The organism is Caballeronia humi, assembly GCF_001544475.1.
Classification (GTDB): domain Bacteria; phylum Pseudomonadota; class Gammaproteobacteria; order Burkholderiales; family Burkholderiaceae; genus Caballeronia; species Caballeronia humi.
The window spans coordinates 423,118-437,407 of the sequence record NZ_FCNW02000001.1 but is presented as its reverse complement, the minus strand read 5'-3'; the positions used below and the strand labels follow the sequence as shown (position 1 = coordinate 437,407).

12 protein-coding genes are annotated in these 14,290 nt (G+C 62.9%); 8 read left to right on the top strand and 4 right to left on the bottom strand.

Annotated features, from left to right (window positions below; all coding sequences use genetic code 11):
* Nucleotides 1-2 precede the first annotated feature (2 nt).
* Entirely contained in the window at nt 3-461 is a 459-nt protein-coding gene (locus AWB65_RS02060) for a MarR family winged helix-turn-helix transcriptional regulator (RefSeq protein WP_087665696.1), read from the top strand.
* On the opposite strand, the gene AWB65_RS02055 is transcribed toward AWB65_RS02060, so the two are convergent.
* Nucleotides 458-1,732 (bottom strand): amino acid deaminase, encoded by a 1,275-nt coding sequence (locus AWB65_RS02055; protein ID WP_087665534.1) that lies wholly within the window; start codon nt 1,730-1,732, stop codon nt 458-460. The two genes, AWB65_RS02060 and AWB65_RS02055, sit on opposite strands and share 4 nt — an antisense overlap.
* 154 nt (nt 1,733-1,886) lie before the next feature.
* Between AWB65_RS02055 and AWB65_RS02050 the strand changes: the two genes are divergently transcribed.
* The 3 genes from AWB65_RS02050 to AWB65_RS02040 are packed head-to-tail and all read left to right on the top strand — an operon-like array spanning nt 1,887 to nt 4,677.
* Nucleotides 1,887-2,774: a MurR/RpiR family transcriptional regulator gene (locus tag AWB65_RS02050; RefSeq protein ID WP_087665533.1), complete on the top strand. Its 888-nt coding sequence runs from the start codon at nt 1,887-1,889 to the stop codon at nt 2,772-2,774.
* A 1-nt stretch (nt 2,775) separates the two neighbouring features.
* Nucleotides 2,776-4,272: an N-acyl-D-amino-acid deacylase family protein gene (locus tag AWB65_RS02045; protein ID WP_087665532.1), complete on the top strand. Its 1,497-nt coding sequence runs from the start codon at nt 2,776-2,778 to the stop codon at nt 4,270-4,272.
* 18 nt (nt 4,273-4,290) lie between these two features.
* Complete coding sequence (locus tag AWB65_RS02040) at nt 4,291-4,677, top strand: RidA family protein (RefSeq protein WP_087665531.1); 387 nt, start codon at nt 4,291-4,293, stop codon at nt 4,675-4,677.
* A gap of 45 nt (nt 4,678-4,722) precedes the next feature.
* Here AWB65_RS02040 and queF read toward each other — a convergent pair whose 3' ends face one another.
* The 3 genes from queF to ilvA are packed head-to-tail and all read right to left on the bottom strand — an operon-like array spanning nt 4,723 to nt 7,976.
* Nucleotides 4,723-5,547 carry an NADPH-dependent 7-cyano-7-deazaguanine reductase QueF gene (gene queF / locus AWB65_RS02035; protein WP_087665530.1) on the bottom strand — a complete coding sequence of 275 codons (825 nt, stop codon included), beginning with the start codon at nt 5,545-5,547 and terminating at the stop codon, nt 4,723-4,725.
* Complete coding sequence (locus tag AWB65_RS02030) at nt 5,544-6,449, bottom strand: 5'-nucleotidase (RefSeq protein ID WP_087665529.1); 906 nt, start codon at nt 6,447-6,449, stop codon at nt 5,544-5,546. Before AWB65_RS02030 ends, queF begins: the two co-directional genes overlap by 4 nt.
* Nucleotides 6,450-6,452: 3 nt before the next feature.
* Nucleotides 6,453-7,976: a threonine ammonia-lyase, biosynthetic gene (gene ilvA / locus AWB65_RS02025; protein ID WP_087665528.1), complete on the bottom strand. Its 1,524-nt coding sequence runs from the start codon at nt 7,974-7,976 to the stop codon at nt 6,453-6,455.
* Nucleotides 7,977-8,496: 520 nt separating this feature from the next.
* On the opposite strand from ilvA, the gene AWB65_RS02020 reads away from it, so the two are divergent.
* The 4 genes from AWB65_RS02020 to ubiE all read left to right on the top strand — a co-directional run bounded on the left by AWB65_RS02020 (nt 8,497) and on the right by ubiE (nt 14,276).
* Nucleotides 8,497-12,555: a DUF3683 domain-containing protein gene (locus AWB65_RS02020; RefSeq protein ID WP_087665527.1), complete on the top strand. Its 4,059-nt coding sequence runs from the start codon at nt 8,497-8,499 to the stop codon at nt 12,553-12,555.
* A 36-nt stretch (nt 12,556-12,591) separates the two neighbouring features.
* On the top strand, nt 12,592-13,026 hold the full coding sequence (locus AWB65_RS02015; RefSeq protein WP_087655873.1) for an HIT family protein: 435 nt from the start codon (nt 12,592-12,594) through the stop codon (nt 13,024-13,026).
* Between the two features lie 22 nt (nt 13,027-13,048).
* Nucleotides 13,049-13,459, top strand: coding sequence for a gamma-butyrobetaine hydroxylase family protein (locus AWB65_RS02010; protein ID WP_087665526.1), 411 nt, complete (start codon nt 13,049-13,051; stop codon nt 13,457-13,459).
* An 85-nt stretch (nt 13,460-13,544) separates the two neighbouring features.
* The gene (gene ubiE, locus AWB65_RS02005; protein ID WP_087665525.1) at nt 13,545-14,276 is read left to right on the top strand and encodes a bifunctional demethylmenaquinone methyltransferase/2-methoxy-6-polyprenyl-1,4-benzoquinol methylase UbiE; all 732 of its coding nucleotides are present in this window, start codon (nt 13,545-13,547) and stop codon (nt 14,274-14,276) included.
* The last annotated feature ends 14 nt before the right edge of the window (nt 14,277-14,290 follow it).

The following is a 14,290-nucleotide window of genomic DNA, read 5'->3' as shown; positions in this document are numbered from 1 at the left end:
GCATGGAAGAACAGGATCGAATCGCCGTGGTGCAACAGTTCGGGCGCACGTATCGCGCATTCATGTCAGCGTTCGAATCGCAGGTCGGCCAGCCGATGCCACGCTGGCGCATCTTGCTCGCGCTGCACGAGCAGTCGGGGGAATCGTCGCAGAAGAAGCTGGTGGAGCGGCTGCGCGTCGATCCGGGCGCGCTCACGCGGCAACTGAAGGCGCTCGAAGCGCTCGGCTGGATCGCGCGCAGTGTCGATCCGCGTGACAACCGCATCTCGAATGTCGTGCTGACGCCGGACGGGCGCGCCGTGATCGAAGCCGGTTTGCCGCGCAGGAACGCGTTCCTGCACGACACGATGGCGTCGCTCCCGGACGACGCCATCGCAGCACTTTCAGACGCGTTGCGCATGCTGGAACAGCGCATCCAGGAAGTGGCGGCGTCGGGCGCCGCCCCGAGCGAAGACGCTTAAAAGAACGTCTCGATCACTTCCGTCACACGGAATTTACGATCGACGACGAGCACCTGGCGCCATTTGTCGAACGTGAGGCAGGGGTGCGAGATGTCGAACGCGATCATGTCGCCGACCTTCACGTCATCGCCCGGCTTGATGCGCAGATACGCGTGCTGGTCCATCAGGCCGAAGATTTCCCAGCCGTCGTCGGGACCGACGTCGCGCGGCGCCTCATCACCCGGCCGATAGTGGCGCGCGGGCTCCGGCATGCCGGCATCGAACGCCGAATCGCGCTTGCCCAAGCCGATGATCGCGCGATCCGGCTCCGGAATCGACTGCACGTACGCCCACAACTGCAGCGCTGGCTTCAGCCCTTGCCCCATCTTCTGTGCGATCGGATTGCGCGCGAAAATCTCGCTCTGCGCCTTTTTGTAGATGCCGACGTCGTGCGTCAGATAGCAGCCCGGCCGCAGGACGACTTCGATCACGTCGCTGTGCGCCTTCGCGAATTCATCGGCGACGACGTCGTACCACGCCGAACCCGCGCCCGACAAAATCGCCGGCTTGCGCGTGATCCTTCCTTCGGCGACGAGCGCGCGCGTGATGGCCACCGCGCTTTGCAGGAATTCGCGTACTTTCGACTCGTCCTGCAGCACGCCCTCGTATAACTCGATGCCCGCGAGCTGGATGGTGTCCGGCCAGCGCGCGATGGCGGCCAGCACGGCTTCGCGCTGCGCGTCGTCGCGCACGCCAGTTCGGCCGCCCGGCACGCCGAGCTCGATCAGCACGTTCAGCTTTTTCTTCACGTCGCTGAAGAACGTGCCCAGCTGATCAACGCCATCCGCCGAATCCACCAGACAAAAGAACTCGAAATTGGGATCGGTCAGCAGTTCCGCGATCATGCCCATGTTGCGCTTGCCGACGAGCTGGTTCGCGAGCAGCACGCGATGCACGCCGCCGCGATACGCCGCGCGCACCTGATGCGCGGTCGCGAGCGTGATGCCCCACGCGCCGGTTTCGAGCTGGCGGCGGAACAACTGCGGCGCCATCGTCGTCTTGCCGTGCGGCGCGAGTTTTACGCCGTATTCCGCGACGAACGCCTGCATCCACTTCAGGTTGTACTCGATGCGATCCGCGTACAGCACGGCGGCCGGCAGGCTCACATCCTCGTCGAGCAGATTCCAGTCGAGCCGCCCCGCGTCGCTTAGCTGGATGCCCGTGCCCGGCACCATGCCAAGACCCTTGCCGAACGGGTCGATCGTGGCGTTCTGATAGTTTGTAACTTTCATGTCCTGCTACTCCATCGTCCGTTTATATAGACTTCTGTCGATACTTAACTGGCGCCAAGGTTGACGACAACATGTTACCGAAAGTAGGATGCGGGATAAATTGTTATTTAGTACCACGGCGTTGACGCCGATTTCTGAACCCGGATTTACCCTGATGAATGCATCGTCGGAACCGCTTGCTTTCGATATCGTCGCCCGGATTGCCGAGCGCGCGCCCGAGTTGCGCTCGGCGGAACGCAAGGTCGCGGCGCTGATCCTCGACGACCTGACGGGTGCGTCGCGCGCGAGCATCGGCGCGCTCGCGGAGAAGGCCGACGTGAGCATCGCGACCGTCACGCGGTTCGCGAAGGCGGTCGGCTGCGCGGACGTGCGTGAACTGAAGTTGCGGCTCGCGCAGGCGGCAGCGGTCGGCCAGCGCTTTCTCAAGCGCGAACCCGACGACCTGCCCGATTCCCTCGCCACGCGCATCTTCGAGGAAGTGCAGACGACGCTCGCGCACAACCAGGGCGCGCTGCGCGCCGCGCCGATCGAAGCGGCGGCCGATGCGCTCGGCGCGGCCTCGATGATCTACGTGTTCGGCATGGGCGGCGGCTCGACGGCGCTCTCCGACGAAATGCGCTTTCGGCTCGTGCGGCTCGGCCGGCCGGTGGCGTCGTACCAGGACGGCTTGTTGCAGCGCATGGTCGCGGCGACGCTGTCGAAGGAACACGTCGTCGTGGCGCTGTCGGTCACGGGCCAGACGCCGGAGATGGTCGAAAGCTGCCGCCTCGCGCGTGAATACGGCGCGCGCGTGATCGCGCTGACCGCGCCCGCGTCGCCGCTCGCGCAACTGGCCGACTGGCTGATCCCGATCATCGCGATCGAGACCGATTTCATCTACAAGCCATCATCGTCACGTTACGCGATGATGATGGCGCTCGACCTGCTCGTCACTGAACTGGCCGTCAAGCAGGCGAGCCACAGCCGCGAACTGCTGCGCCGCATGAAACACGCACTCGATGCCCATCGGGGCGGCGGCGAGCGTCAACCCCTGGGAGACTGAAATGGATTCGCAAGCGGAAACCGAGAAGGCCGACACGCTGATCGTCGGCGCGCGCGTGATCGACGGCACGGGCGCGCCCGCCGTCGAACGCGACGTGGCGCTGCGCGACGGCCGGATCGTCGCGATCACGGCGCCGGGCGGCCTCGCCGGCTGGACGGCGGACGAAATCGTCGAAGCGGAAGGGCGCGTGCTGGCGCCCGGTTTCATCGATGTCCACACGCACGACGACACGCACGTGATCCGCTCGCCGCAGATGCTGCCGAAGCTGACGCAAGGCGTGACGACGGTGATCGTCGGCAATTGCGGGATCAGCGTGTCGCCGGTGACGTTGAAGGGCGCGCCGCCCGACCCGATGAACCTGCTCGGCGACGAAGGCGCATTCCTCTATCCGACGTTCGCCGATTACGTCGAAGCGGTCAACGAGGCGCGGCCGGCGGTGAACGTCGGCGCGCTGATCGGGCATACGGCGTTGCGCAACAATCACATGGACCGCCTCGACCGGGCGGCGACTTCGACGGAAATCGAGGGCATGCGCGCGCAGCTCGAAGAAGCGCTGGAGAACGGCGCGCTCGGTTTGAGCAGCGGACTCGCGTACGGATCGGCGTTCAGTGCGCCGCCGGAAGAGGTGAAGGCGCTGGCCGAGCCGCTCTCGAAGGCGGGCGCGCTCTACACGACGCACATGCGCACCGAATTCGACGCGATCCTCGACGCGATGGACGAGGCGTATCAGGTCGGCCGCCATGCGCGCGTGCCGGTGGTGATTTCGCATCTGAAGTGCGCGGGGCCGTCGAATTGGGGACGCAGCGTCGAGGTGCTGAAGTCGCTTGAAAACACGCGCGACGGACAGCCGGTCGGCTGCGACTGTTATCCGTACAACCGCAGTTCGTCGACGCTCGATTTGAAGCAGGTGACCGGCGACATTGATATCACGATCACGTGGTCGGAACCGCATCCCGAAATGGCGGGCAAGCTGATCAGGGAGGTCGCGGCGGAGTGGAGCGTGAGCCAGCAGGAGGCGGGCAAGCGCTTGCAGCCAGCGGGCGCGGTGTATCACAACATGTCGGAGGACGACGTGCGGCGCATCCTCTCGCATCCCGCGACGATGGTCGGCTCCGACGGCCTGCCGAACGATCCGCTGCCGCATCCGCGTCTGTGGGGCGCGTTTCCACGCGTGCTCGGCCACTACGCGCGCGACACGGCGCTGCTGCCGCTGGAAGAGGCCGTGCGCAAGATGACGAGCTTGTCGGCGCGGCGCTTCGGGCTGCCCGAGCGCGGCGAGGTGAAGGTGGGCTATCACGCCGATCTGGTGATGTTCGATGCGGAAAAGGTCCGCGATGCTGCGACGTTCGCCGATCCGCAGCAGCCGGCGGATGGCATCGACGCGGTCTGGGTGAATGGGGTTTTGTCGTACAGCGAGCGGGCGGTGACTAGCGAGCGTGCGGGACATTTCGTGTCGCGTGGTTCGGCTTCCAAGCTGGACGCACACGGCGCTTTCTGAGTTTTAAAGGAGTTGAAGATGAAACGATATGGCGTGGAAGGCGGTAAAGGTCAGGGCGGCGCGCATATGCCGTTTGCGCGGGCGGTTGAAGCGAATGGATGGCTGTTTGTTTCGGGGCAGACGCCGATGGAAAATGGCGAAGTGATCAACGGCGGAATCGTCGATCAATCGCATAAATGCATTCAGAATGTTTTCGCGATTTTGAAAGAAGCGGGGTATGGCGCGGAGCATGTGGTTCGATGCGGCGTATGGCTCGACGATCCGCGGGATTTTGCTTCGTTCAATAAGGTGTTCAAGGAGTATTTCGGGGAAAATCCGCCGGCGCGCGCTTGTGTGGTTTCGTCGATGGTGATCGATTGCAAGGTCGAGGTGGATTGCGTGGCTTATAAGGCGCCGGGCGCCTGAATTGCTTAAAAAAGAGCGTTGCCGCAGAGGGCAACGCTCGATTCTTTACTGCCGCGCCAACCGGGCATTATCAGGCATCGGCAAATTGAAATTCGTCCGGAACGGATTAATATCCAGCCCGCCTCTCCGCGTATATCTCGCATAAACCGCCAGCCTTTCCGGCTGACACTCCCGCATGATATCCATGAAAATGCGCTCGACGCATTGCTCATGAAACCCGGTATGTCCGCGATAAGAAATGACATACCTCAGCAATCCCGCGTGATCGATCTGTCCGCCGTAATAGCGAATCTGAACGCTGCCCCAATCCGGCTGCCCAGTAACCGGACAATTCGATTTCAAAAGATTCGAAAAAAGCGTCTCATCGACCGGCGCTTCATCATGTGTCGCTTTAAGCAATGACGGATCAGGCGAATAGACATCCGTATCCAGATCCAGCCGATCCAGCGACAACCCGTCGAATTCCTCCATCTGCAATTTGCCAAAATCCCCCGGTGCCGCAAGCTGCACCGACACATTCACTCCGCAAATCGCCGACACATCGCGCTTGATCGCGGCGCGCACATCATCGATGGAATCGAAAGCCGTCTGCGCGAACGATCCCAAATACAGCTTGAACGACTTCGATTCGACGATATTCGGCGATTCCGCCGGCACGAAGAACGTCGCGACGGCGATCTGCGGCTTGCCGCGCCGGTTCAGCCAGGACAATTCATACGCATTCCAGATGTCCGTCCCGAAAAACGGCAGCCGCGCGCCAATGCCGATCGCATCGCGCGCCGTCTTGCGGTCGATCGGAAACAGCAGCAGCGGATCGTACTGTTCGGTGTAGACGACTTCCTTGCCGAGCGGAGATTGGTCGGGTGTCATGATGCGTTCGATATGCCACTCAGCACGTGCCCGGTCGCGGTCACGACGCGGGCCGATTCGCAGTGGCCGATTTGGTCGTCGAAGAAGAAATCGGGCTCGAACTCGCGCAAAAACGCGCCTTTGTCGAGCCCGCCGAGGAACATCGCTTCGTCGATTTCGATGTTCCAGGCCATCAGCGTCCGGATCGCGCGCTCGTGCGCGGGAGCGGAACGCGCGGTGACGAGCGCGGTGCGGATGTGCATCGGCGCGGCGTCACCGGCGATTTTTTGCAGCTTGTGCAGCGCCGCCAACAAAGGCTTCAGCGGCCCGCCTGCGAGCGGCGAATCCTTCTTCGTCGTCTCGTGCCCGACAAACGCCGACAACCCCGCCGACTGAAACACGCGTTCGGCTTCATCGGAGAAGAGCACGGCGTCGCCGTCGAAAGCGATGCGGATTTCGTCAGAATACTGGCTCGCGGCCTGCGGCGTCTCGGGCAGCACGCGCGCGGCGGGAAAACCGGCGTCGAGCGCGGCGCGCACGTCGTCCGGATTCGCCGACAGAAACAGCGACGCCCGCAGCGGCTTCAGATAACCAAACGGCGGACGCCCGCGCGTAAACACGCCGCGTTCGATCGCGAGCCCGTGCGCCTTGCACGAACTGAACGCGCGCAGGCCGCTGATCGGATCGCTGCGCGAGAGGATCACCACTTCGACGTGATGCCCGCCCGCGTTGAGCTTGAGCAGTTTACCAATCAGCGGAAACGCGACGCCGGGCTTCGCCGGCACGTTCAGCCGCGACCGCTGCAGCGCTTCATATTCTGCGAGGTCGCCCGTCTCGTAGACCTCGTTTTCTTCTTCAAAGTCGAAGAGCGCGCGCGACGAAATCGCGACGACGAGCTTGTCTTCGAGCGTGAACGCCGCCATCGCTTACGCCAGGAAGAGCTTGTAGACCGGATTCGCGCCTTCGTCCCACCACGGATAGCCGAGCGTCGCGAGAAAACGCTCGAACTCGGCGTTTTCCGCCGACGGCACCTGAATGCCGACGAGAATCGAGCTGTAGTCCGCGCCCTGATTGCGGTAGTGGAAGAGGCTGATATTCCAGTTCGGCGCCATCGACGAGAGGAACTTCATCAGCGCGCCCGGCCGTTCGGGGAATTCGAACCGCAGCAGCCGTTCGTCCCGGGCGAGCGGCGACCGGCCGCCGACCATATAGCGGATGTGCTGCTTCGAAAGCTCGTCGTGCGACAGGTCGACGGTCGCGAATCCGTGCTCGACGAACGCGTTCATCATCTGCGCCGATTCGCTGCGCGTCTTGATCTGCACGCCGACGAAGATGTGCGCGGCGCTGGCATCGGCGATGCGGTAGTTGAATTCGGTGACGCTGCGCGTGCCGACGAGCTCGCAGAAGCGTTTGAAGCTGCCGCGCTCCTCGGGGATCGTCACGGCGAACACGGCTTCGCGCGCCTCGCCGACTTCCGCGCGTTCCGCCACGAAGCGCATCCGGTCGAAGTTCATGTTCGCGCCGGAGGTCACGGCGACGAGCGTCTTGCCTTCGATGCCCTCGCGTTCTGCATACAGCTTCGCGCCCGCGACGGCGAGCGATCCGGCCGGTTCGAGCACGCTGCGGGTGTCCTGAAACACGTCCTTGATCGCGGCGCAGAGCGCGTCGGTATCGACGGTGAGCACTTCGTCGAGCAGTTCGCGGCACAGCCTGAACGTTTCCTCGCCGACCAGTTTCACCGCCGTGCCGTCCGAAAACAGGCCGACTTCCGCCAGCGTGACGCGCTCGCCCGCCTTGATCGACTGCGCCATCGCGCAGGAATCGTCGGTCTGCACGCCGATCACCTTGATCTCCGGCCGCACCGCTTTTACATATGCCGCGACGCCCGCCGCGAGCCCGCCGCCGCCGATCGGCACGAAGATCGCGTGGATCGGCCCCTGATGCTGGCGCAGGATTTCCATAGCGACGGTGCCTTGGCCGGCGATGACGTCGGGGTCGTCGAACGGATGGACGAAGGTGAGGCCGCGTTCTTGCTGCAACTTGAGCGCGTGTGCGTAAGCGTCGCTGTACGACTCGCCCGCGAGCACCACTTCGACCGTCGGGCCGCCGTGCGCGCGCACCGCGTCGATCTTGACCTGCGGCGTGGTGGTCGGAATAGCGATGACCGCGCGGCAGCCGAGCCGCGCGGCCGAAAACGCGACGCCCTGCGCATGATTGCCCGCCGATGCCGTGATCACGCCGCGCGCGAGGACGTCGGCGGGAAGCTGCGCCATCTTGTTATAGGCGCCGCGAATCTTGAACGAGAACACCGGCTGGTTGTCCTCGCGCTTGAGGAAAACCGCGTTGGAGAGACGCGCCGACAGATTGCGCGCGGGCTCGAGCTCGCTTTCGCGGGCAACATCGTAGACGCGCGCGGTCAGGACTTTTTTCAGGTAATCGGGGTGTGCCATGCGGGAAAGTCACGCAGAGCGACTGCGCGCTATTTTTGAGAGCGAAAACGTCAATGATAGCGCCAACCACCTTCGGCTCGGCCGTGAAGTCGCTTTTACCGACCGGACGGTCGCCTTAACACAGGCGAAAAACCGCAGAAATACGGCGAAAACCGGCTGGCGAAAGCCCCTTCGACGCGCTAGCTGCCGCGAACGAGGGGTTTCGCGATGGGTTAGAATTGTCTTTTCGAATCTGGATCGGAAGATGCAAGCGCAGCCTCGGATCGATTTTTTGACGCATGTCCCCCGCGAGTCTCATCCCGCGGCCGAGCGGCACGCGCGTCATGCGCGATCGTGGCGCTGATTCCGGGCACCTCGAAGGCACGGCGCGGCTCGCCGCGCGGTTGATGAAGCCGCTTATCAGTCCAATGACCGGCTGCCTTCCCAAAAGAAAGTCTCACTCGAAAATTTGCGCCCCCACGCGCATCGCCGGGCATTGCGCCTTCCTTGACGCATGCGCCGGCCTACCGAACCGTCGAACATGAACGCACCCCAAGCCTTCGATCCGAATGGCGGCGCCGCCGTCGTGGCGCTCGATCTCGAACCGCGCCTGCGCGAAATTCCCTATAACTACACGTCGTTTTCCGACCGCGAAATCGTGATCCGGCTGCTCGGTGACGAAGCCTGGGCCGCTCTCGACGTGCTGCGCAGCGAACGCCGCACGGGCCGCTCGGCGCGCATGCTGTACGAAGTGCTCGGCGATATCTGGGTCGTGCGCCGCAATCCGTACCTGCAGGACGATTTGCTCGACAACCCGAAGCGCCGCGCGCTGCTCGTCGAGGCGCTGAATCACCGGCTGCACGAGATCGAGAAGCGCAGGAAGGACGATTTGTCGCTGCACGGAGATACGGCGGGTCACGACCGCGCCGCGCGCGTCGAAGTGCTGGTGTCGGCGGCGCGCCGCGCAGTCGATGATTTCGCCTCCGAGTTCGGCAAGATGGCAGAGTTGCGCCGCAAGGCCGCGAAGGCGCTCGGCAAGCGCACGCAGAAGGACAACATCAAGTTCGACGGCCTCTCGCGCGTCTCGCACGTTACCGATGCCACCGACTGGCGCGTCGAATATCCGTTCGTCGTGCTGACGCCGGACAGCGAAGCGGAAATCGCCGGGCTCATCAAGGCGTGTTTTGAACTCGGTCTCACCGTGATCCCGCGCGGCGGCGGCACCGGCTACACCGGCGGCGCGATCCCGCTAACACCGTTCTCGGCCGTCATCAATACGGAAAAGCTCGAACAGCTCGGTCCGGTCGAAATGACCGATCTTCCCGGCGTCAGCGCCAAGGTCGCGACGATTTTCTCGGGCGCGGGCGTCGTCACCCGGCGCGTGACCGAGGCGGCCGAGCAGGCGGGCTTCGTCTTCGCCGTCGATCCGACTTCGCTCGATGCCTCGTGCGTCGGCGGCAACGTCGCGATGAACGCGGGCGGCAAGAAGGCCGTGCTGTGGGGCACGGCGCTCGACAACCTCGCCTGGTGGCGCATGGTCGACCCGGAGGGCAACTGGCTCGAAGTCACGCGGCTCGATCACAACTGCGGGAAGATTCACGACATCGAAGTGGCACGCTTTCGCCTCGACTGGTTCGACGGCGCGCGCGCGCCGGGCGAAAAGCTTCTGCGCACGGAATCGCTCGATATCGCGGGCAAGACGTTCCGCAAGGAAGGGCTCGGCAAGGACGTGACGGATAAATTCCTCTCAGGCCTGCCGGGCGTGCAGAAGGAAGGTTGCGACGGGCTCATCACGTCCGCGCGCTGGATTTTGCACAAGATGCCCGCGCACACGCGCACTGTCTGTCTCGAATTCTTCGGCCAGGCACGCGACGCGATTCCGAGCATCGTCGAGATCAAGGATTATCTTTTCGAGACGTCGAAGCAGGGCGGCGCGATCCTCGCGGGCCTCGAACACCTCGACGAACGCTATCTGCGCGCGGTCGGCTACGCGACCAAGAGCAAGCGCAACGCGTTCCCGAAGATGGTGCTGATCGGCGATATCGTCGGCGACGATGCCGATGCGGTCGCCATCGCCACGTCCGAAGTCGTGCGCATGGCGAATGGCAAGAGCGGCGAAGGTTTCGTCGCGGTGAACGCCGAAGCACGCAAGCGCTTCTGGCTCGACCGCTCGCGCACGGCCGCGATCGCGAAGCATACGAACGCGTTCAAGATCAACGAAGACGTCGTCATCCCGCTCAACCGCATGGGTGAGTACACGGACGGCATCGAGCGCATCAACATCGAGCTGTCGATCAAGAACAAGCTGCAACTCGTCGACGCGTTGGAGGCGTTTTTCCGCACCGGCAAGCTGCCGCTCGGCAAAAGCGACGACGCGAACGAAATCCCGAGCGCCGAACTGCTCGAAGACCGCGTGCAGCAGGCGCTCGATCTGCTAAAGCGCGTGAAGGCGCGCTGGACCTTCGTCGGCGACAAGCTCGATCTGCCGTTGCGCGAGGCGCAGCACTACATGGTCGGGCTCGGCTACGAGGCGCTGGCGGAAAAACTCGCCGATCGCGTCGATGCGCAGCCGGGCGCGACCGTCTTCAACGTTGCGCAGGATCGCACGGTGCGCATTTCGTGGAAGCAGGAAATCCGCGCGGAACTGCGCCAGATTTTCAACGGCGGCGAGTTCAAGCCGATCCTCGACGAAGCGCAGAACATCCACAAGCAGGTGCTGCGCGGACGCGTGTTCGTCGCGCTCCATATGCACGCGGGCGACGGCAATGTTCATACGAACATCCCCGTCAATTCCGACAATTACGAGATGCTGCAGGACGCGCATCACGCGGTCGCGCGGATCATGAAGCTCGCGCGCGCGCTCGACGGCGTGATTTCCGGCGAGCACGGCATCGGAATCACGAAGCTGGAGTTCCTGACGGAAGAGGAAATCGGCGATTTCCGCGCGTACAAGCAGCGCGTCGATCCGAACGGGCGCTTCAATGCGGGCAAGCTGCTCCCGGGCGCGGATCTGCGCAACGCCTACACGCCGAGCTTCGGCCTGATGGGTTACGAATCGCTGATCATGCAGCAGTCGGATATCGGCGCAATCTCCGATTCGATCAAGGATTGCCTGCGCTGCGGCAAGTGCAAGCCGGTGTGCGCGACGCACGTGCCGCGCGCGAACCTGCTCTACAGCCCGCGCAACAAGATTCTCGCGACGTCGCTGCTGGTCGAGGCGTTCCTGTACGAAGAACAGACGCGCCGCGGCGTGTCGATCAAGCACTGGGACGAATTCAACGATGTCGCCGATCACTGCACGGTTTGTCATAAATGCGTGACGCCGTGCCCCGTGAAGATCGACTTCGGCGATGTCACGATGAACATGCGCAACCTGCTGCGCAAGATGGGCAAGAAGAAGTTCAATCCGGGCAACGCGGCCGGCATGTTCTTCCTCAACGCGACCAATCCGCAGACGATCAACGTCGCCCGCACCGCGATGATGGGCGTCGGCTACAAGGCGCAGCGGCTCGGCAACGACCTGCTGAAGAAGTTCGCGAAGAAGCAGACGGCGCATCCGCCGGCGACGGTCGGCAAGCCGCCGGTCGTGCAGCAGGTGATCCACTTCATGAACAAGAAGATGCCGGGCAACCTGCCGAAGAAGACGGCGCGCGCGCTGCTCGACATCGAGGACAACAAGATCGTCCCGATCATTCGCAATCCGAAGGCGACGACCGTCGATTCCGAAGCGGTGTTTTATTTCCCAGGCTGTGGTTCGGAGCGGCTGTTCTCGCAGGTCGGCCTCGCCACCCAAGCGATGCTCTGGGAAGCGGGCGTGCAGACCGTGCTGCCGCCGGGTTACTTGTGCTGCGGCTATCCGCAGCGCGGCTCTGGCCAGTTCGACAAGGCCGAGCAGATCGTCACCGACAACCGCGTGCTGTTCCACCGCGTCGCGAATACGCTGAACTATCTCGATATCAAGACGGTGGTCGTGTCGTGCGGGACGTGCTACGACCAACTCGCCGGCTACGAATTCGAGAAGATCTTTCCGGGCTGCCGGATCATCGACATCCACGAATTTTTACTTGAAAAGAACATTCGGCTGGAAGGCGTGAAGGGCACGCGCTACATGTATCACGACCCGTGCCACTCGCCGATCAAGACGATGGACCCGGTCAAGCTCGTCAACGAACTGATGGGCTCGAAGAACGACGGCTACAAGATCGAGAAGAACGATCGATGCTGCGGCGAATCGGGCACGCTCGCCGTCACGCGACCGGATATTTCGACGCAGGTGCGCTTTCGCAAGGAAGAGGAGATCCGCAAGGGCGCGGCGAAGTTGCGCGACATCCCGCTGGTCGCTGCTGCCGGCGCGAGCGGGATCGATCCGGCGGGATCAGTGTTGAAGGCCGGCGACGGCGCGCAGTCGAATGGCACTGAGGTCAAGATCCTCACGAGCTGCCCGTCGTGCCTGCAAGGTCTTTCGCGCTACAACGAGGACGCGAACATCGAAGCGGATTACATCGTCGTCGAAATCGCGCGGAAGGTGCTCGGCGAAAACTGGATGGCGGACTACGTCGCGCGCGCGAACGATGGCGGTATCGAGCGCGTGCTGGTGTAATAGCGAGATCGAGGTTCGTTTCGCCAGAGGTTGATGATGGATTGTGTGTTTTGCCGTGAAGACGGCGGTGAGGTTTTATGGTCGGACGACACGCTGCGTGTCGTCCTCGCCGATGAGGCCGACTGGCCGGGCCTGTGCCGCGTGATCTGGAATTCGCACGTCGGAGAGATGTCCGATCTCTCCGATCAGGCGCGTCTGCGCATCATGACGGCCGTGAACGGCGTCGAGCGCGCGATGCGGCGCATCCTTTCGCCGGCGAAGGTGAATCTCGCGAGCCTCGGCAATCAGGTGCCGCACGTCCATTGGCACGTCATCCCGCGCCGCTCGAACGATTCGCGCTTTCCCCTGCCGATCTGGGCGCCGCGCCAGCGTTCGGTGCCCGAGGCGCAACTATCGAAGTGGCGCGCGCAGGCCACGCTCCTGCGCGAGGCTATCCGCACTGAACTGAACCAGGCGTTCGGGCAGAACTAGACATCTACCATCAAGGCTCATCATGAGCGGACTGACAAAAGAGACGCCGATCCCCACCGGGATCGTCGTGCATTCCAAATCGCGCGCGCTGGAACTGCAGTACGCGAACAATGAAAGCTATCGCGTTCCGTTCGAACTGCTGCGCGTGTATTCGCCGTCGGCGGAAGTGCAGGGCCACGGCCCGGGCCAGGAAACGCTGCAGACCGGCAAGCGCGACGTGTCGCTGATTGGCGTCGATCCGGTTGGCCACTATGCGTTGCAACTCAATTTCTCCGATGGCCACAACACGGGCATCTACTCGTGGGACATCCTGTACGACCTGGCCGTGCGCCAGGACGAACTCTGGCGCGCATACCTGGCCAAACTTGAAGCGGCGGGCGTCGACCGCGATGCGCCGATGGCGACCAAGGCATCCGGCGGCCACTGTCATTGATCAGCGTAGCTGGCGCGGCGTTTTGCCGCACGAAGCCGCGTTCCGAGCGCGGACAGAGAACAAATAACAGGCGAGGACGAGCGCGATGAGCAAGACCCACTTCGGTTTCGAAACGGTCGACGAGCAGGAAAAAGCAAAAAAAGTGGCGGGCGTGTTTCACTCGGTCGCGAGCAACTACGACTTGATGAACGATCTGATGTCGGGCGGGCTGCATCGCGTGTGGAAGTTCTTCACGATCGGTCAGGCAAAGATACGGCCCGGCTACAAGGTGCTCGATCTGGCAGGCGGGACGGGCGATCTGGCGATGGCGTTCGCGAAACAGGCGGGGCCGTCGGGCGAGGTCTGGCACACCGATATCAACGAATCGATGCTGCGCGTCGGGCGCGACCGGCTGTTGAACAAAGGCGTGATCACGCCCGCGCTTCTTTGCGATGCCGAGAAGATCCCGTTCCCGAACAACTACTTCGACGTGGTCACCGTGGCGTTTGGTCTTCGTAATATGACGCACAAAGATGGTGCATTAACGGAGATGCAGCGGGTTTTGAAGCCGGGGGGTCGTCTTCTCGTATTAGAGTTTTCCAAGGTGTGGGACCCGCTGAAAAAGGCTTACGACGTCTACAGTTTCAAGGTTTTGCCGTGGCTTGGCGACAAGTTTGCGAAAGATGCTGATAGTTACCGGTATCTTGCGGAATCCATCCGCATGCATCCGGACCAGGAGACGCTCAAAACAATGATGGAACAAGCGGGCCTGGATCGAGTCGAATATTACAATTTGTCAGGTGGCGTGGTAGCTTTACACGTCGGGACCAAATTTTAGTGTTCCACTCTTTT